Genomic DNA, 19,225 nt, shown 5'->3' with positions numbered 1-19,225 from the left:
CTTCAGAACGTCCCGTTGCCGTATCTTCATGGCAACGGGACGTTCTTTTGTCCGGTCTTTCGGTTGAGGTTCAGTTGGTTTGGCGTGCCATTTGGTCAGGTGGCACGAGCCCGATGATCTAATGTGAACATGGCGGATGAAATAACCGAAAACAACCGGGTAGCCGCGTAGTTTTGAGGAGAACTACTAGACTTACACTATCGACAATTCATGTCTACCACACATTCTTCGCTGAACAAAGTATCGGCCCAGGGACTATTGGTCGCTATCGGGATCGTTTTCGGCGACATTGGTACATCACCCCTGTATACACTGGCCGCCGTTATGCGCGGCAAAGAGTTGAGCGAAACCCTGGTCGTTGGGACACTGTCCTGCGTAATCTGGACGCTGACCCTGCAAACGACCATTAAATATGTGATTATCACCCTCCGGGCAGATAACAAAGGCGAAGGCGGAATTTTCTCCCTTTACACGCTGATCCGCCGGTTTTCGGGCCGATGGCTGATGTACCCGGCCGTTATTGGGGGGTCATTTCTGTTAGCTGACGGACTCATTACACCGCCCATTTCGGTGTCGTCGGCCATTGAAGGCTTGCTCATTTTTTACCCTCATCTCGACACGGTCCCCATTGTCATTGCCATTCTGGTCGCACTTTTCGTCAGCCAGCAATTCGGTACGCAGTTACTGGGTAAACTCTTCGGGCCGATCATGTTGATCTGGTTTACCTTCATCGGAGCTATTGGTTTCTGGGCGCTCTGGGGACATTTAGGGGTGCTCAAAGCGCTGAATCCGGTCTGGGCCTTCCGGTTGCTGGCCGACTATCCGGGCGGCTTCTGGTTACTGGGGGGCGTCTTTCTGTGCACCACCGGCGCTGAAGCACTCTACTCCGATATGGGTCACTGTGGCCGGGGAAATATCCGGGTTAGCTGGGCCTATGTGAAGCTGACGCTTTTGCTCTCCTACGCCGGGCAGTCGGCCTGGATGATGCAGCACCTCGGCCAGCGCCTGGGCGAAACCAGCCCGTTTTATTCCATCGTTCCGGCCCCACTGGTCGTGTTCAGTATTATACTGGCTACGTTGGCGACCATCATTGCTTCGCAGGCGCTCATCAGTGGTTCGTTTACGCTCGTGGGCGAAGCGATGCGGCTGAACCTATGGCCCCGTCAACTCGTGGTGTACCCATCTGACTTTCGGGGACAACCCTATGTGCCGTTTGTGAATTGGGGCCTAATGGTCGGCTGTATTCTGATGGTGCTGCACTTCCGCGAGTCGGCCAATATGGAAGCGGCTTTTGGGCTGGCCGTTACGTTAACCATGCTCATGAGTACCGTATTGATGAGTGCCTACCTGCACGTGAAAAAGGTAAACATAGGGCTCGTTGTAGCGATTACAGGCTTGTTTCTAACCGTTGAGAGTACCTTCCTGATTGCCAACCTGGTGAAGTTTGAAGAAGGCGGGTGGATTTCGGTGACGATGGGTCTCGTACTGATGAGCATGATGATTTTCTGGCAACGGGGTGAGGCCATCAAGGCGCAACTTATCCATTATGATTCCCTGCCCGATAATTTGCCCCTGCTGAAACAGTTGAGTAACGATACTGAAATACCCAAGTTTGCCACGCACCTGGTCTATCTGACGACTGCCGAAGATACCCGCGAAATCGAATCAGAAACGCTGTATTCCATTCTGAATCGGGCTCCCAAACGGGCTGATATCTACTGGTTTCTTCACTTGTGCGTTGAAGATGAGCCCTACGTTATGCGATACAAGGTGGATACGCTGGCTCATGAAGACGTCTATTTTATTACGTTCTATCTGGGTTTTCGGGTGCAGCCCCGGTTAAACCTGCTGTTTCGGATGGTGGTGGAAGACATGGTGAAAAATAAAGAGGTAACCATCGAAAGCCGCTACCAGTCGCTGAATGTTCACCGTGTACCGGGCGATTTTCGGTTTGTTCTGTTCCGCTCTTTCTTGTCTTACGAGAATGACCTGCCCATCCTGTCGCAGCTCATCATGAACGGGTACCTGCTGCTCAAACGGATTGCGCTGCCACCTCAGGCAGCCTATGGCCTGGATACCAGTAACGTGATGATTGAAGATGTGCCGCTGGTGTTGACCCGTCCCGCCAACCTCCGCCTGACGCGGGTAAAATCGAGAGAGCACAATTCCGAAGCGTAGGGGATTTAAACGCCGGAAACGGAATGCGCGTAGATAATGTAGCTTCCATGCTTTTTGTGGTATTAACTACGCATAGACGATGAATCGAATCAGTACTTTGGGGCTCGCTGGTCTTGTGCTGCTCTTACTCAGTACACAGTTGGGATGGTGTCAAAACACGGCCGTCAATTGGAAAAACGTGAAGATTCTGGTATACACGAAAAACGGGAAAGGGTATGTCCATGACAATATTCCCAATGCCGTACAGTGCCTTCAAAACCTTAGTCGGCTGAACGGTTTCAAGGTCGACGTATCCGACCAGCCCACGGTGTTTACAGAAGATAACCTGAAGCAATACACGCTACTGCTTTTTCCCAGCACAAACAACGACGTGTTCGATACCGATGCCCAGCGACTGGCTTTCCGGCGATACATCGAAGCCGGGGGCGGCTTTGTGGGTATTCACTCGGTGATGGGCACAGAACGCAACTGGACCTGGTTCAAACGAATGATTGGTGGTACGTTTGCGTGGCACCCGAAGTTTCAGAAATTCACCGTTGAGGTTATTGATTCAAAAAATTCGTCGATGCAGGGCTTGCCTGCGTCGTGGCAGAAAGAAGACGAGTTCTATTTTACCAAAGACATGTCGCCCGGACCAACGGTTGTCATGGCCAGTGATTTGACAACCCTCAATCAGGACGAGCCGGAGAAGGTAAAAGCTTTTGGTGGCTCCTACACAAAACTTTACCCCGCTGTCTGGTACTACAATTTCGATGGAGGCTACACCTGGTGCACAACCCTGGGCCACGCCAAAACCGATTACGAAACCGATACAACCTTCATCCGGCACATCTTTCAGGGTATTCGCTACGTGGCCGCGCAGGTCAAAAAAATCGACTTCAGTAAAGCCTACGCTGATTCCAGAGATGCCCCTATCCGATAGCCGCTGATGATGTAGGTTGCTATAATGTCAGACCACACAATAGAAGCGGCTCGACGTAGGGAATCAGTCGGTCGGCACAGCCTGCCATGTCAATAAAGACACTGACTTTATAAGGCTCCCAATGGGCACCCAGGCCACGATTGAGCGGCCATTTGTAATAAATCTCGATAAAATGATTGCCCCAATAATAAAGTTTAACGTGATGGTCGCTGTCTTGCCGTTCAGCGATGAAGCGTCCTTTAAGGGGAATTAATACCAGTTGTTCCGAGAATGTTAACTTGTCAAACTGTCGCACATTAATATAGTAAAAGAAGAAAAAAATAACTGTTTGTCAACTGTGCAAACAAAACGTTGACAAGGTAGCGTACAGAGTTAATTCATCAGCGCTGGTAACGAACATGCTTGCAAAGGAGTGAAACTAGCTGATGGACAACAGAATTTCTTATTCATTGAGTAGTTAAAGTCGGTATGGAAGGGAATAGTACTTATATGTGAATACTATTTGTTCGCAATATAAGTGGTATAGTCCAATAGTATTTACTAGTTAGCCTTATTGTATATAAATTTATTTTCTACGTAATACTCGTTTCGCTGTTTACGCCCCAGAGCGATAAATTGGTCTACTTATCCCCTTGGATAAATAAATGGGTGATAATAGACCGAATAAAAGATAAAATTTCATTTATTTACAATTTATAACCTTTGAATTTTGCTGTTTACTCATTTTACCCGTATAAGCGGTTGATAAGCGTGCGTCAGACGAAAGAAAAAAGGGGTAAAAGCGGGGAGCAAAGGTGATGCCGGGAATGAGTAGACTTGGTACGGTGTGTATCGTCGATTCCTAAGTATAAATCTTATTTCTCGCGTGAACCGGTTTACTGAACCTGTTCTGGTTTTGTTCCCATTTATGAACAATCGTCGGGCTTGACAACAATTTTCTCTAACCCATACTCAACTAGTTCATGTATAAACTACTAACCGACGAGGAGTTGATCAGGCAGCTCTTGCCTAGCCAGCCCAATCAGTGTTTCGAAACGCTGTACACTCGCTATATAAAGAAGGTGTACTGCCATTGCCTGTCCGTCGTTCAGGATTCTGATAAAGCGCAGGATTTTTCGCACGATATTTTCCTGAGGGTATTCGATAAACTGGATGCTTTTCAGCAACGGTCAACGTTTTCAACCTGGTTGTATTCCATCTCTTATAATTATTGTTCTGACCAGATCAAACTGGCTAAACGGCTCCAGCTTAGCTCGCTGGACAATGTGCTTAAGCAGGATATTCCCGAACCACAGGACGTTAGCCTGCACGAAGAAACACTTCAGCGGGTAAACCAGGCGCTGGCTACGCTACCGGATGAGGACCGCACGTTATTAAGACTGAAGTACGAACAGGGCATGAGCCTCGATGAGATTGCTAAGTTATATACTCTCAAACTAAGCACGGTTAAGATGCGGCTTAAGCGAGGGCGGGAAAAAGTCCAACGGTTATGTATATAGGTTTACTAAGTAGACGATAGAGTTGCTTTAATGCCCGAGGGGGACTTTGCTCTGATAGAGTCAAAGTCCCCCTCGGGCATTAAAGCAACTAAGTTAGCGACACCACAGCCTGTCTTTACCGGTCACCGATCACCGGCCGCGGCAGTAGCGTCAGCGTCCGGCGGATTACCCGAACCCGTACCATACAACTGATTGAACAGCAGTTTAAATGTGCCGTGCGATTGAGCCCGGAACGTGATTTCGGGGCCAAACGCATAGAGTTTTCCTGTGCCAAACGGGGCCAGGAAAGCCGCAACCCCATCCTGCAGGTACGACTGTCCCCACGCCCAGCCACTGCGCAGGGGTTTACCGGTGCTGAACCAGGCCAGTGGTTTCACCAGTCCTTTGGCAATGGCATCGGGCGCTATTTTGAATACCGGGCTGGCATCGAAATACACGTCGCTCTTGTTCGACATACCCCAGGTCGCGTGTTGGGTCGAATCCAGATTTATGCGCAGTACACTTCCCGGAATGTAATATTTCTCACCGGGCAGCGGCCTTTCTACACCGGCGGTCGTCATCTCGGTAAGCGCATTTTTAACCGGTAAACCTAGGTGATAGGCCAGGTTGGTACTGCTGCCAATGGTCACGACAGTTCCGCCTGCCTCCAGAAACGACTTTAACTGAGGTACTGATTTGGTCGCGGTGATTTTACCCATCCACGGGCGGTACTCAGCGGGGGTAGTTTCGGCTTTGGGCTCCGAGCCGAACAGACTGAAAATGTCGTCATCTTTGCTGCCAACGGGTGGAATGGCACGGGTTACAAAAACAATGACGTCGTAGTTCGCCCGAAGGTTGCCGGCATCAATGTCGGTTGGGTAAATGACCTTGATCGGAAAATGGTACTGCTCCATCATCCAGCGAATCCAGCCCGACGGCATCGAGCCGCCATAGGTGTCCCACAAGGCGATGCGCATGGGGGTTACTTTCGATAACGTTGTACCCGGGCGCTTCGACAGGCCGGTTACGTCAATACCCAGTTCTTTCGCCGATTTATCGAGCAGCGATTTGGCCTTGGCTGATGCCGGAACGAAGAAGGCACCAGCCTCAACCGTCGATTTTCCGCCCACCCCGTTTGGCAGACGATATACCTCAACACCAGCCGCCAGCAGATCGTTTACCGCAATGAAGGAGTTGTTCGCTTTGGCGCTCAGCACATAACCCGCCCCTGTGCTGCCCGTAATATGCCCCTCGGGCGACTGAAGTTCGCCATAGGGTAGTTTCTGGAAAGGACCATCGAAGCCAGCCAGAATCCGATCAAATTTAACGTTCATCAGATAGGCCAGTGTCCAGCCAGCAGCATCGTACGGACGAACGGGCGGGCCACCCGGATACTGGAAATCATTCGGGTGATCCTGGGGCTCAAACATATCGATCAGGTGCGGACGGAACGCCTGATCGGTTTTTACCACGTACGAGCCTGCCGGGTATTTCTTACCCGCTACACTAAAGTCGGCAGTGGCTTTCTGAACCTGAATCCCCGTTCGGATCAACGCGTTGATGAACTTGACGGCGGTGGCAAAATCAGGCTGATTGGCGGGAATGATAAACCCGCGCGGATCGCGCAACACGGGCGCTTTCATGATGGTGTCGTAGTATTTGAGTGGCATACCACCGCCTTTTGGAATGTAACCGTACTGAGCCAGAGCCGCATAGGTGGGAGAGACCACTTTCTTCGGGTCATTTTTGTAGGCGTCATCAATGGCGTCGATTCGCTTCGGCGACAGGGCCCAGTAATCGTTACTGCCCCGCTCAATGGAGTTTTTACCCATGCGGTAGATGTTGTAGAGCAACTGGTCGTGCTGGCGGGCGGCATAATCAAGTACCGCGTAGTTGAGCGACACCGAATAATCGATCGACTGCTTGAAATGCCATTTTTGGGGCGTAACCGGAAACGGTGTATTGCCGTTCGGAATCAGGCGTTTGGGAACCAGTGGAATGTCTTCGGGCGTGGGGCCGCCAATAATTTCGGTCAGCAGACCAATCATGTTATGGAAGTGCGTGGTGGTCCGAAGGCCGCCGTTGTACCAGGTCGAGAAAACCGATCCGCCCAACCGGGTGAAGCCGGGTTTGTTCTCGCTGTTTAACCGATTGATCATGGCTGCCCCCAAGGCATCGATGCCCGTCACCATCATTGGATCGAACACGTAGTTGAACGGATCCCGATAAGGTGGACCCGCCAGTACTGAACCCGCCGGGCCACTCTGGTGGTGATTGTACATGATTTGCGGAATCCATTCGACGAACAGCTGACGGGCGATGTTCTGGGTTTCCTTCATGTTCAGCATGAAGAAATCCCGGTTGTTATCGTGCCCGATGTACTTCTGATACAAACGCGGTACGTTGTCCAGCGAGCGTTTTTCGGGACTGGCTTCCCGCATGTACCAGTTGGTTACCAGTTCCTGTCCGTCGGGGTTGGCGTGGGTGAGCAGAATGACATCCTGATCCAGAATACGTACCGTTTCCGGGTCTTTGCGGCTCACCAGCTGATAGATGGTTTCGATGAGCTGGTGCGTCCCAACGGTCTCGGTGGCGTGTAACCCTCCATCAATCCAGACAATGGCTTTGCCTTCGTCGGCCAGGGTATGGGCCTGCTCGTCGGTAAGGTTTTCGGCGCGGGCGAGCTTCTGGGAAATCTCTTTGTACCGATCCAGTTTTTTGAGGTTGGCCGGTGAGGACACAACCAGCATGTACTGGTGCCGACCTTCTTCGGTCATGCCAATATCGACCAGTTTAGCCCGGTCGGAGGCAGCCGCTATCTTCTTGAAATAAGCCTCCGTTTGGGTGTAAGTGGCCAGTTGATAGTCATCGCCGATGGCAAAGCCAAAATGCTCCTTGGGCGACGGAATGGTTTGTGCGCGGACTATGGTAAGGCCAAGCAGCAGTGTACTGATAAGTAGACTGGAGAAATAGCGCATTGTTGAGGAGGAATAAGTTGTTTGTAAGATAGGCAAAAAGGTAAGTCTGCCTGGTGTTAATCAATGAGTAACAGCTTCTGGCAAAGGGTATTACAGTTGATGATAGGTGGCCATTGTGTAATTCATATGTCTCGACAAAGTTCGGGACTTACAAACGACTAACAAATTATATTTTGAAAAAAGATAAAAGCTTAGTACTAATTATAACATTTTCATTAATATGTATATTTTAGTATATATTAAGATTTGTTTAGCAAAATCATCTACGAGAAACGTCTTTACAGTAAATTAGTCTATCGGGTACGTAGCTATCTGGCTGACCACCCTGACGGCTGGTATGGCTCAGGGTAGTCAGGGTGGTATGACAGACATGTCGACCGAATCGGCTAGTCCGGGGGCAACGGTTATCATTGTCGATACCAAAACCGGGGTGACCGCCGATGCCAATGGTGTGTACACCGTCAACGTAAGTCCGGGCAGCTACACCCTGCGGGTCAGTTTCGTCGGATTTAACACGAAAAATGTTCCCGTTACGGTGTCGGCCACAGGTACTGAAGTCGTTGATGTATCGTTGCTACCAAAGCCGTTGGTTTAACCATTGGTGCCAATAATGTTTTCGATGTGTATCCCGATCAGATTCATATCGATCCCCGTAACGCGTTGGGCAGTGTCGATTACGCATCCGGCCGCGACAACTCAAACCGGGGGCGTTTCCTATATCAGCCAAACTAGGGCGGGAATAATGGCCGGTATGTTTTTGGACGTATAAACGTAGCGTTCTAACCACTCAGGAGTACCCTGTTTTACACAAAGGCCGCCGTGAACTATCCCGGCGGCCTGTATTTTGTCATTGGTTTTACCATTTCCTTACTTCGGTCCCATCCGGATAGCGCCATCCAGCCGAATCACTTCACCGTTCAGCATGGGGTTTTCGAGGATGCTTTTTACGAGCAGCGCATATTCGCCTGGCCGACCGAGCCTGGATGGAAAGGGTACCTGCTGACCTAAGGAGAGCCGGGCTTCTTCGGGTAAGCTGGCGAGGAGGGGCGTTTCGAAAAGACCTGGTGCAATGGTCATGACTCGGATGCCGGAGCGGGCCAGATCGCGGGCGATGGGAAGCGTCATGCCGACGATACCCCCTTTGGAAGCCGCGTAGGCCGCTTGCCCCATTTGCCCGTCGTAGGCTGCTACCGAAGCCGTATTGATAATAACGCCCCGTTCGCCATCGCCATGTAATCCGTCGGTACGCGGTCCGTCGGTACGGCTGGGATCATTTCGTTCCATGGCCAGAGCCGCCAGCCGAATGACGTTGAACGTACCGATCAGGTTGATGGAAATCACTTTCTGAAAGACCGCTAATGAGTGGGCTCCGTAGACGCCATCGACCTTGCCAAGCGTTTTTCGGGCTTCGGCGATCCCCGCGCAGTTGACCGCAATGTGTAACCCCCCGAACGTTTCAATAGCTAGAGTAATGGCAGCCTGCACATCGGCTTCATCGGTCACGTTGGTTTTATGGAATCGGACACGGGTGCCCAGTTCCTCCGCCAATGCGTTACCCTGTGCGTCGTTCAGGTCCAGAATAACCACGTTAGCGCCGTTGGCTGCCAGCAGGCGCGTTGTTGCCTCGCCAAGCCCCGAAGCTCCTCCGGTAACAATAGCCGTTGCGTTGGTTAGTTGCATCGCGTGTCCATTATAAGATAGCCATTAATTCCTGCAGGTGGCGGATGTTGTACGTTGGCGGGTCGCTGGCGGGTTGGTTGTCGGGGTTGTAGAAAACCGTGTCCAGACCAACGCCTTTTGCGCCCATAATGTCGGCTTCGTAATTATCGCCGATCATTAGACTCTCTGCTGCCGTGGTGCCGCTTATTGCCATGGCGTATTGAAAAACGAGCGGATCCGGCTTTTTGGCGTTGGCGTTCTCGCTCGTAATCACGTGAGTAAAGTAGTGCGCAATGGCAGAGCTATTCATCTTAACGGCCTGAATCTCGGCGAATCCATTGGTGATGATGTGCATCGTATACCGTCCGTGGAGGTGATCCAGTAACTCTTTCGCCGAGTCCAGCAGGTGGGGTTTCCGGGGTAGCATCTGGAGATACTCCGCATTCAAATCAGTACGAACGGTTGATTCGTCGATGCCCAGCTCCCGAAAAACCATCGGGAAGCGGTGCTGCCGGATGTAGCTGTGTTCAATCAGATTTTTGTCGTAATCGGCCCAGAGCTGCTTATTTATACGAATGAAATGGCGGCTGAATTCGGCGGCCGACGGGATGCCCAGATCAGCCAGCCGATGCGTTTCGAACAACTCGGTAATGCACTCGGACGAATTGCGGTCAAAGTCCCAAAGTGTATGGTCAAGGTCGAAAAAAAGGTGTTTGTACATGAGCATGGGTTTGCGACAAGTAGCTTACAGGTTCGCTTTACGTTGGCCAGCGAGTCTTGTAAACCACTTGCCGAAAGCACTAGACATTGAGCACAAGTCGTTCTACAGGCTGGTTATTGACCAAGTGGCTATCTACGATCTCGGCAACATCGGATAGTTGAACATTGCCGTAGTACGTCCCTTCCGGATAAACCACCAGAGCGGGTCCGAAGCCACAGGCATCGAGACAGCCGGTACGCTGGGCGCGCATTTCCTTCAAAAGGCCGCGTTCGGCGAGGGCGGCCTTAAACGCATCGACCAGTTCATTGCCATGGGCTTCGCCACAAGACTTCTTGGGGGCTGCCTTCTGGTTGCTGCAAATAAAAACGTGCTTTTGGTATTTCATATAAAATTTAGATCAGTACTCAAAGGTAACAAGAACCCTGGCAACGGCCATTTTTTTGCGTACCGGATTCGGTACCTATTAACGTACCTACCGAATAAAAAATTTATAAACCTAAACGTACGTATCGGGTTGTCTGTACGTAGAGCCAGCAATGTCTGCGGTCTGTCTACCCCCACTGATTTTCCAGCAAGTTAGTCTATACCTGTTATGAGTCGTGCAGCAACTATACCCCCGGAACTCGACTTGTTCGGTGGGTATAATCCAATAAATAAACTCGATTTTCGCACCCTGTACGATCGGTATGCGCCCGCCCTGTTCGGCTTTATTACGAAGGCGGTCTCCGATAAAGACGAAGCGGTAGGGTTGTTGGAAAAGACGTTTGCTGTGGTTCATGCGGAGCTAGACAAGTTTCGTCCTGAAAAGCAACCGGTATTTGCCTGGTTGTTAACGATTGCCCGCCAAACTGTAACGGATGCGCTACAGGCGCGCAGTAAAGTCTCCCACACAGCCGTTCAGTTAACCGCTACGGGGAAGGTGACGATCTCGGCTACCAGGCCCATAGCGTCAAGTAGTTTCAAGACAAACTCGACTGATTCTCAATTAAACGAGCTGCTCGACTCGGTCCTCTTTAAAAAATGCACGCCCGAAGAAGCTGCCCGCACGATCGGAATTCCCGAGGAAGCTGCCCGGCAGCAACTGCGGCTGGCCGTGCAGCAACTGCGGTTGCAGCCACAAGTGTAAGGCGATTACCCTCTGTTGGCCGGACGGACAACCGTGTGTAACACATGCCAGGCCCGGTCTAATTCCTGTTCGATTGTCTGCCAGCTAGCCTCCGTCGTGGCGTTGGGTTTGTGGCCGGTTTCATCGCACAGGCGCATGGCATTCGCCCGGAGGGTGGCGTAGCTGGAGAAAGAGGAAACGGGCTGACTGTACAAAGCTGCCGATGTTTTTGCCAGTGCTTTGGCAAGGTCAGCGTAAGAATACCGGTCCCGCTGGCGATGAATAATCCACCAGTCCAGTTCCAGCGAAGCAACCCTCTGCACATCGAAACGCTCCACGGTCAGTTTCTGAATGGCTTCGTAATACGTAATCAGGCCGGGCATTGCCTGTTGGTAATCGGCACGTGAATGGCCCTTCTTGAAAACAAAAGCGGCTTTAGTTGCTAAAAAGGCCAGGCCGAATGATCGCCAGAAGGGGGCATGAAACTGTTGCCGTAGCCCACCCGCTAACTGCCAGAACAACAGCGCCGGATTTTTATCGTAATAGGACTGCCACATAGCGGTTTCCAGCCGGGCCACTTCGTTCGCGTCGAATTGCCGGATGCTGTGCTGTCGTGGTACAAAGACGTCAATCGTGATCCAGAGTACGAGTGCCACCAGTGCCGCCCGCCAGAATAAGCTCTTCGAGCCGGTTTGCCGGGAGGGAACTGGTTTTGCAGGCGGGGTTTTCACGGGCGTGGCGGTAGCGTTATTGGACTGGTTAAGGTACAAAAAACCATCGAAATTGCCCGTTTTGGGCAGGCAATTTCGATGGCATGTTAACCCTGTCGTATTATGATTTCTTGGATGCGGTCTTGGCCGACGCCATCGTCTTCTTTTTCGATGGTGTTCCCCCTGGCTTCGTTGTCGGGTTTTGCTGTGTCATGGTGATGGGATCCCAGTGCACTACCTTTTGCTCAAAGTAGCTCTCGTTGCAGGCCAGCACCGGGGCCGCTGCCCGGAAACCGAAGACCGGATCCTCGACGGTTCCCTGACTGCCTTTACGGATGTTATCGAAAAAGTCGCCGAAGTGTTTGGCATGGGCATCGTCGTTCTTGGGCGCTTCAAATTTAACCTCCTTCACCGGTTCCGACTGTCGGGTGTCAGGCGGGTAGGCCGCGTCATATTTTTTGACAAACTCCTGCTGAACCGGTTCTGTGAACGTAAAGAAGCTATCGTACCCGCCATACCCCGGCGCCACAGGGAGCTTCTTCTTCGTCATGATCAGGTTATTTTCCGAGAACTCGATTTGCCCTTCGTTGCCAATGATCCGGGTTACATCGTTGATCTTGCCGGCATTGGCAAAATTAACCCGCAGTACCATCTGGAACGCTTCGTGCTGTTCGGTTTTCGGGTAATCCATAATGCAGGCCATAATGTCGGGTACGTCGCGGCCATCTTTCCAGTACGCCAGATTGCCCGACGAATAGATGCGCGTTGGTCCCATCGTGTTTGTGACAAAATGGACGCCCGTAATCAGGTGAATGAACAGATCGCCCGCTACGCCCGTGCCGTAATCTTTGTAGTTTCTCCACCGGAAAAACCGTTTTTCATCGAATGGCCGTTTGGGCGCATCACCCAGAAACCGATCCCAGTCGAGGGTCTGGGTCGAGGCATCGGGCGGAATGGAATATTGCCACGCCCCGATGGCGTTGAATCGGTCGTTGTTGGATTCGATGTAGTTGATCTGACCGATGTCGCCCGCTTCGACCAGCCGCTTGGCTTCCTTAAACGACGCACTGCTGATCCGCTGGCTGCCCACCTGCATGGTCTTCCCCGACTTTTTCCAGGCGTTGATAACGGCTTTGCCTTCGTTCAGGTGCTGCACCATCGGTTTCTCGCAGTACACGTGCTTACCAGCGTTAAGGGCGGCAATGGTGATGTGATCGTGCCAGTGGTCCGGCGTCACAACAAGCACGGCGTCAACATCGGGACGAGCCAGTACTTCGCGGTAGTCGCGGGTAGCAAACAGGCTTTTGTCTTTTCCGTACGCTGTTTTGGCGTGTTCGAGTCGACCGTCGTACAAGTCGGCAACACCAACCAGTTCTACATCAGGGTTCCGCAACGCTGCCTGGGTATCGTAATTGCCCTGAATGCCCATGCCAATGGTGGCAATGCGGATTTTATCGTTCGGGCTACCCTTCATCAGATTCGGGATGTAAGCGGGGGCACCAAATGGCTTGGCAATACCTTCCGTGGCGATTACTGCCGAAGCGGCCGACAAGCTTTTTATAAAGGTTCGTCTATTGGATTGCATAGGAGTTGCGTATTTGCGAGTATGCTAACCAAAGCGTTCCCGACGCGGGTTTTACCCGGCAATGTGTATTTTCTGAGAAGGGGGCAGGTATAGGAGAAACGATTAATTTTTGTGCGTGCTGTCGGTTATAAGTAGCCGACAGGTGAGGTGTCTCAAAACCAGACAAAACGAGGTTTTGAGACACTTTCCAGGTCCGATTTCTAAATCGAACCTCACATTAGTCAATAGTTACAAGTCAGGAATTTCCACGATTCGAACCTTCATGATCGGGCGCTCGCCGTTGGGAACAATCACGACAAATGAATTATTGACCGTTTCGCCATTGCGCAGCATATGACCCGCCTGAATATTGGTTGTTGTTACAATTTCTTTTCCTTCCGCGTTTTTAACGCGCTGGCGGTACGGCACCACAAAAGGGCGGGCCATCACCTTACCATTCTTGGAGGTCAAGCGCTTTCCGGTAGCGTTCAGACAATCGAAATTGGCCAGTTCGTTCTGGTCATCCTGCCCCAGCAGTGCCTGTTTCGGCAGTAATATCTTCATGCAGTTACTCCTGTTCGTTGCGTATACCGTCAGCTCATAGCGCATGAATGGCTCACCACTAATGTCGACGCGACGTTCGTTCGTGATCTCGACGCCATAATCGATGCCGTTAAACTGCGCGGGTTTGCCGGGTTCAACATCACGGGCCTGCTGACCGAAAAGGGGAGCATAGAGGGACGTTAAGAAGAAAAAGCAGACAAATAAACGGTTCATGGTAACTGATGGGTATCGTTAAGTTGTAAAAATACAAATCAGGTGTATTTCTACCGATCGGCCTCCTGCACGAATTGCTCATGTTAGTGGGCTGAATCGGCGCTTTATCTGCTGTCCTTGTCTGGGTAGTTCGAAGCTGTAATTTCGGCCTGATAAGTCAGAATAAAGCATACCGATTGGTATACGGGAAACAGGTGATTTGCGTAATTCAAACGAATCGCCCTTCTGGTAACGTCTTCGCGGGAACAGAAAAAATTAGGTAATACCACCATACAAATCTTATTTTATGTGTTTCGTTACTATACTTATACCAGACCTGGGGGTTATCAGGTCTAACGAACGACATGATGAAGCAATCCATCGCGAAGCGGCTGACACTCGCCATTTTTCTGCTGAGCCTGACACCGGGCTGGGCCCAACCGACACTCCCGAAAGCTGCCCCGATCAGTAAAACGCTCCCCGGCCCCGACGAACAGTTCGGGAAGTTATTCGAAGCTGTTCAGTTAAAATCGGTCTTCCCGGACTCTAAAACGTTTGCCGATTGTACGCCCAAATTCCCGGTTGCCACCATTCTGGCCAACTACGAAACCGCCCGGCAACGGAGCGATTTTAACCTTAGTGCTTTTGTCATGCAGCATTTTACACCGCCCGTCAAGCCGGCTTCGGGGTACATCAGTCAAGCCGGCCAATCGGCTCAGCAACACCTGGTTGACTTATGGCCCGTACTGACCCGACCCGCTGCGACTCATGCCAAAACCGATGCCCCGACGGGATCATTGATTCCGTTGCCCAACCCCTATGTTGTGCCGGGCGGCCGTTTCGGCGAAATCTACTACTGGGATAGTTACTTTACGATGCAGGGCCTGAGAGCATCGGGGAAGACGCCCCTGATTCGGAACATGGTCGATAATTTCGCCTACCTGATCCGAACGTTTGGCTTTATTCCCAATGGTAACCGGACTTACTTCCTGGGCCGGTCGCAGCCGCCGTTTTTTTCGCTTATGGTCAACCTGCTGACGGAAGTGCAGGGCCGTCGTGTGCTTCTGACGTATTTGCCTCAGTTGCAGCAGGAATATGATTTCTGGATGGATGGAAAAGACCAGCTGACGGCCCAGCAGCCAACTCACCGTCGGGTGGTCCGTCTGGCTGAAAACGTGTATCTGAATCGCTATTACGACGATAAGCAAACTCCGCGTCCGGAGTCGTATCGGGAAGATGTACTGCTGGCCCGACGCGCCAAAGACCCTCAGTTGCTTTATCAGCACATTCGCGCCGGGGCCGAGTCGGGTTGGGATTTCAGCAGCCGCTGGTTTCGGGATGGGAAGAATCTAAAAACCATTCATACCACGGACTTTATTCCGGTCGATCTGAATGCGCTGCTTGTCAATCTGGAACAGACGCTGGCCGATGGCTACCGATTGAAAGGGGACCAGGCACAGTCGAAGAAGTACGCAAAACTGGCTCAGCAACGACGTGAAGCCGTTTTGCGCTACTGCTGGAACGCCAAGCGTGCGTTCTTTTTCGACTATGATTTTGTCGCTAAAAAACCGTCTTCTGTCTATTCGATGGCCGCTGTCTATCCGCTTTTTGTCCGGATTGCTACGGCGAGTCAGGCGATGGCGGTGGCTCGTAAGCTGGAGGAGTCGTTTCTAAAGCCCGGTGGCCTGACCACCACACTGGTACGGACAGGTGAGCAATGGGACGCGCCAAACGGCTGGGCTCCATTGCAGTGGTTAGCCATTCAGGGCCTGCGTAATTACAACCAGATACCGCTGGCCAACAAGGTGAAAACGAATTGGGTGAACGAGAACCTGCGGGTATACAAAGCCAGTGGCAAAATGGTCGAAAAATACGACGTGGTCAGTACGGCGGCAGCCAAAGGGGGCGAGTACCCCAATCAGGACGGTTTCGGCTGGACAAACGGGGTGCTACTCAGGTTACTCACCGAGCGCTGATTCAACGCAGGGTTTAACTTTATGTGCGCCATACCTAACCAACTGGTTTTTGTTATCCCGAGGAACGAGGGCTCTTCGTTAGACAAAATTTTCGGTTTGCGAGCGAAGATTTCTCGTTCCTCGGGATAATAAAAGATTGGCAGAATAATATGTAAACAACCGTTCAAAGCGCTTTAACAACCTTGGCCGGAATACCCGCCACGACTGTATTAGGGGGTACATCCCGACTCACCACGGCACCCGCTGCCACAATCGAATTCTCTCCGACCGTAACGCCCGGCAAAATGGTTGCTCCTGCCCCGATCCAGGCATTCCGCCTGATCAGAATCGGTTGAAGAAGAACTGTTTTGCGGTTAGCGGGGTCTAACGGATGGTTTTCGGACGTCAGGTTGACTCTTGGGCCAATCTGAACGTCATCTTCAATCGTGATGCCGCCAATGTCCAGAAAGGAGCAGGTGTGGTTGATAAACACGTTTTTACCCAGCCGAATCGACCGGCCAAAGTTGCTGTGAAACGGCGGGAACACCGTCGTTGACGGGTCCACCTCCATACCAATGATCTCACTTAACCGAGTACGTACCTGGTCGATGTCGGTTGCCGTTGCGTTCATCTCGACGCACAACCGGATAGTGCGCGAAACGACTTCCCCGAAGCGGGCATACTCCGGATCATCCTTGCGGAGTGGCTCACCTGCCTGCATCCGTTGAAAAATATCGGCACGAGTTTGTTCAATGGACATACTGGTTGCTTAATCTTGACTGGTTGAGGTTTCTATCTGAGAGGATTTACTAGGTATCGTATCATGCCGAACTTGTTTCGGTATCTCCAACTTGACTCATAAGTGAATCGAAGATACCGAAACAATTCGGCATGACGCGCCAGGAAACTATTTTCAGTAAGTTTAAACAGGCCCCCATTATAATCACATCAACGTGTTTTTAAACAGCCCGCAGCAGCTTATCAGGGGTAATGGGTAAGTCACGAACGCGCTGCCCGGTGGCGTTGAAAACCGCGTTGGCAACCGCTCCGGCAAAACCGATCAGGGCAATTTCTCCCATCCCTTTTGCCCCCATCGGGTTAATGATTGGGTCGGGCTTGTCGATCATGATCGTTTCGATGGCGGGTACATCGGCGTGAACCGCTACGTGGTAGTCGGCCAGGTTGTTATTCACAAACCGCCCAAACCGGTGATCAATAAGGGCTTCTTCTGTTAGGGCCATCCCAATGCCGCCCGCTACCCCGCCGATCATCTGGCTGGCGGCCGTTTTGGGGCTGACAATCCGACCGGAATCGGCTACGCTAACGGCTTTGCTCACGCGCACCACGCCCGTCATGGGGTTAACCCGTACCTGCACAAAATGTACAGAGAACGAGTACATCGAGTACTTCTCCTGGTTCGGTCCGCCTTTCGAATCCTGCGTTTTATCCAGCACCGTCAGGTTATTGGTTCGCATCAGGTCGCTTACGGCTACTTTTTTGCCGGGTTCCTTCTCGACAGAAAGCACACCATCGGCCAATGTCAGTTCATCGGCCTGCCGACCAGCCAATGGGCCGCCGTCTTTGATCGCTAAGTCGATCAGCGACTTTTTGATGGTTGTGCAAACATCGAACACCGCAGACCCAACCGCCGAGACGATGGCCGAACCACCCTGGGTAGGTGCTTTGGGCAAGGACGTATCGCCGTATTCGACGTTGATCTGGTTTACAGGAACGCCCAGCACATTGTGCGCAATCATCGTGAGGGCCGTTCCGGTACCCGGTCCAATGTCGGTTACGGCGCTCTGAATGGTCAAAGAGCCGTCGGCTTTCAGCAGCGCCCGGGCAGTAGCCTCCCACCGGAAGGCGCTGAACACGCCCGTACTCATGCCGTAGCCAACCAGCCAATTGCCGTCGCGCTGACTACCCGGCTCATTCTTCCGATTGCTCCAACCAATGGCCTCGGCTCCGCGCTGGTAAGCTTCTTTCAGGTGCTTGCTCGAATACGGTCGGTTATGTTCCGGATCGGTTTCGGTGTAGTTGCGCAGCCGAAACTCAATCGGGTCGAGGTTCAGCTTATGAGCCATTTCGTCCATCGCCGATTCAAGGGCAAACGCACCCGTTGCTTCGCCCGGTCCGCGCATCCAGATGGGCACACTCCGGTCGAGCCGCACAATGCGGTAACGGGTGCTTACGTTCGGACAGGCGTACATGAACTTGGTCATGTTGACCGTGGCTTCCGTGAAATCTTCGTAACGGGCCGTTTCGGCGGTAGCCGCGTGGGCCAGACCAATCAGCTTGCCGTCCTGGTCAGCTCCCATGTTGATGGTCTGCACCGTAGTAGGCCGGTGACCTACCAGCGTAAACATCTGACTCCGGTTTATGACCAGTTTCAGGGGACGACCGATTTTCTTGGCAATGGCTACCACCGCCGTTTCCTGCGGCCAGGTACGCAATCCCATACCAAAGCCCCCCCCCATAAATTCGGTGTGCACACGAATATTCTTCGGGTCGAGCTTGAAGGCCTGCGCCATCGCCTGCTGGGTGGCATTCACCCCCTGCGTTTTGGCGTAGATCATCAAGTTATCCGGACCAGTCCAGTGCGCCAGAATACCGTGCAGTTCCATTGGGTTGTGCACCTCGATGGGAATGGTGTAATTGGCCTCCAGCGTGACGGGGGCCGACTGATAGGCATCGGCTTTACCCCGTAGGTAATTGCCGCCATCAGACCCTTTCGGGGCAATGCCCTCGGCAACGTGTTTCGCCAGATCGGTGCGGGCCGATTGTTTGGCGTAGGTTGCTTTCACGAGTGAAGCCGCGTAGGTAGCCCGCTCAAAACTGTCGGCCACGACCATCGCAATGGGTTGCCCGTCAAACAAAATTTTTGGGCTGCTCAGTATGCGGTACGTTTCTTCCGTTTTGGGTTTGGGGGCTGGTCCGTCAGCTTCGCCACCCACGGGAGCATCCCAGCCCGGAATGGGGGGCATATTCTGGTGCGTGAACACGCCGAGTACACCGGGTGACCCCTGGGCCTTCTTGGTGTCAATAGCCGTGATGCTTCCCCGGGCAATCTCGCTGCCGACCAGCACGCAGTAGGCCATGTTAGGCAACTCAAAATCAGCGAAGTAATTGGCCCCGCCGGTCACTTTCAATCGTCCGTCGATCCGGTCGATCGGCGGGTTTTTGGTGTCTTTTGTCATGA

At 52.2% G+C, this 19,225-nt stretch carries 16 protein-coding genes; 6 read left to right on the top strand and 10 right to left on the bottom strand.

Features of this window, described 5'->3' with window-relative positions:
* Positions 1 to 210 precede the first annotated feature (210 nt).
* Positions 211 to 2,178: a KUP/HAK/KT family potassium transporter gene (locus ACYU87_RS20100; protein ID WP_461135889.1), complete on the top strand. Its 1,968-nt coding sequence runs from the start codon at positions 211 to 213 to the stop codon at positions 2,176 to 2,178.
* Between the two features lie 79 nt (positions 2,179 to 2,257).
* Positions 2,258 to 3,100: a ThuA domain-containing protein gene (locus ACYU87_RS20095; protein ID WP_461135888.1), complete on the top strand. Its 843-nt coding sequence runs from the start codon at positions 2,258 to 2,260 to the stop codon at positions 3,098 to 3,100.
* A 19-nt stretch (positions 3,101 to 3,119) separates the two neighbouring features.
* Here ACYU87_RS20095 and ACYU87_RS20090 read toward each other — a convergent pair whose 3' ends face one another.
* A complete protein-coding gene (locus ACYU87_RS20090; RefSeq protein ID WP_461135887.1) occupies positions 3,120 to 3,395 on the bottom strand; it encodes a hypothetical protein in 276 nt (91 codons plus the stop codon).
* A gap of 667 nt (positions 3,396 to 4,062) precedes the next feature.
* Here ACYU87_RS20090 and ACYU87_RS20085 point away from each other — a divergent pair.
* The gene (locus ACYU87_RS20085; RefSeq protein ID WP_461135886.1) at positions 4,063 to 4,599 is read left to right on the top strand and encodes an RNA polymerase sigma factor; all 537 of its coding nucleotides are present in this window, start codon (positions 4,063 to 4,065) and stop codon (positions 4,597 to 4,599) included.
* Between the two features lie 122 nt (positions 4,600 to 4,721).
* Here ACYU87_RS20085 and ACYU87_RS20080 read toward each other — a convergent pair whose 3' ends face one another.
* A complete protein-coding gene (locus tag ACYU87_RS20080; RefSeq protein ID WP_461135885.1) occupies positions 4,722 to 7,556 on the bottom strand; it encodes a M14 family metallopeptidase in 2,835 nt (944 codons plus the stop codon).
* A gap of 337 nt (positions 7,557 to 7,893) precedes the next feature.
* On the opposite strand from ACYU87_RS20080, the gene ACYU87_RS20075 reads away from it, so the two are divergent.
* A complete protein-coding gene (locus ACYU87_RS20075) occupies positions 7,894 to 8,151 on the top strand; it encodes a carboxypeptidase-like regulatory domain-containing protein (protein WP_461135884.1) in 258 nt (85 codons plus the stop codon).
* Between the two features lie 272 nt (positions 8,152 to 8,423).
* On the opposite strand, the gene ACYU87_RS20070 is transcribed toward ACYU87_RS20075, so the two are convergent.
* The 3 genes from ACYU87_RS20070 to ACYU87_RS20060 form a co-directional block, all read right to left on the bottom strand.
* Positions 8,424 to 9,236, bottom strand: a complete 813-nt coding sequence (locus ACYU87_RS20070; RefSeq protein WP_461135883.1) for a 3-hydroxyacyl-CoA dehydrogenase — start codon at positions 9,234 to 9,236, stop codon at positions 8,424 to 8,426.
* Positions 9,237 to 9,246: 10 nt separating this feature from the next.
* Positions 9,247 to 9,936, bottom strand: coding sequence for a YjjG family noncanonical pyrimidine nucleotidase (locus ACYU87_RS20065; protein WP_461135882.1), 690 nt, complete (start codon positions 9,934 to 9,936; stop codon positions 9,247 to 9,249).
* A gap of 79 nt (positions 9,937 to 10,015) precedes the next feature.
* Entirely contained in the window at positions 10,016 to 10,321 is a 306-nt protein-coding gene (locus ACYU87_RS20060) for a (2Fe-2S) ferredoxin domain-containing protein (protein WP_461135881.1), read from the bottom strand.
* Positions 10,322 to 10,528: 207 nt separating this feature from the next.
* Between ACYU87_RS20060 and ACYU87_RS20055 the strand changes: the two genes are divergently transcribed.
* The gene (locus tag ACYU87_RS20055; RefSeq protein ID WP_461135880.1) at positions 10,529 to 11,062 is read left to right on the top strand and encodes an RNA polymerase sigma factor; all 534 of its coding nucleotides are present in this window, start codon (positions 10,529 to 10,531) and stop codon (positions 11,060 to 11,062) included.
* A 5-nt stretch (positions 11,063 to 11,067) separates the two neighbouring features.
* Here the strand turns inward: ACYU87_RS20055 and ACYU87_RS20050 are convergent, their stop codons facing one another.
* The 3 genes from ACYU87_RS20050 to ACYU87_RS20040 form a co-directional block, all read right to left on the bottom strand.
* Positions 11,068 to 11,772 carry a hypothetical protein gene (locus ACYU87_RS20050; RefSeq protein ID WP_461135879.1) on the bottom strand — a complete coding sequence of 235 codons (705 nt, stop codon included), beginning with the start codon at positions 11,770 to 11,772 and terminating at the stop codon, positions 11,068 to 11,070.
* A gap of 100 nt (positions 11,773 to 11,872) precedes the next feature.
* On the bottom strand, positions 11,873 to 13,336 hold the full coding sequence (locus ACYU87_RS20045; RefSeq protein WP_461135878.1) for a Gfo/Idh/MocA family protein: 1,464 nt from the start codon (positions 13,334 to 13,336) through the stop codon (positions 11,873 to 11,875).
* A 228-nt stretch (positions 13,337 to 13,564) separates the two neighbouring features.
* Complete coding sequence (locus tag ACYU87_RS20040) at positions 13,565 to 14,092, bottom strand: ABC transporter permease (RefSeq protein WP_461135877.1); 528 nt, start codon at positions 14,090 to 14,092, stop codon at positions 13,565 to 13,567.
* 344 nt (positions 14,093 to 14,436) lie between these two features.
* On the opposite strand from ACYU87_RS20040, the gene treF reads away from it, so the two are divergent.
* Positions 14,437 to 16,047 carry an alpha,alpha-trehalase TreF gene (gene treF / locus ACYU87_RS20035; protein WP_461135876.1) on the top strand — a complete coding sequence of 537 codons (1,611 nt, stop codon included), beginning with the start codon at positions 14,437 to 14,439 and terminating at the stop codon, positions 16,045 to 16,047.
* Positions 16,048 to 16,210: 163 nt separating this feature from the next.
* Here treF and ACYU87_RS20030 read toward each other — a convergent pair whose 3' ends face one another.
* Complete coding sequence (locus tag ACYU87_RS20030) at positions 16,211 to 16,786, bottom strand: sugar O-acetyltransferase (protein WP_461135875.1); 576 nt, start codon at positions 16,784 to 16,786, stop codon at positions 16,211 to 16,213.
* A 199-nt stretch (positions 16,787 to 16,985) separates the two neighbouring features.
* Positions 16,986 to 19,223 carry a xanthine dehydrogenase family protein molybdopterin-binding subunit gene (locus ACYU87_RS20025; RefSeq protein WP_461135874.1) on the bottom strand — a complete coding sequence of 746 codons (2,238 nt, stop codon included), beginning with the start codon at positions 19,221 to 19,223 and terminating at the stop codon, positions 16,986 to 16,988.
* Positions 19,224 to 19,225: the final 2 nt, after the last annotated feature.

The sequence above is a fragment of the Spirosoma lituiforme genome, from assembly GCF_054776635.1.
The sequence above is the reverse complement of the archived record's forward strand: the minus strand, read 5'-3'. Positions and strand labels throughout refer to the sequence as shown.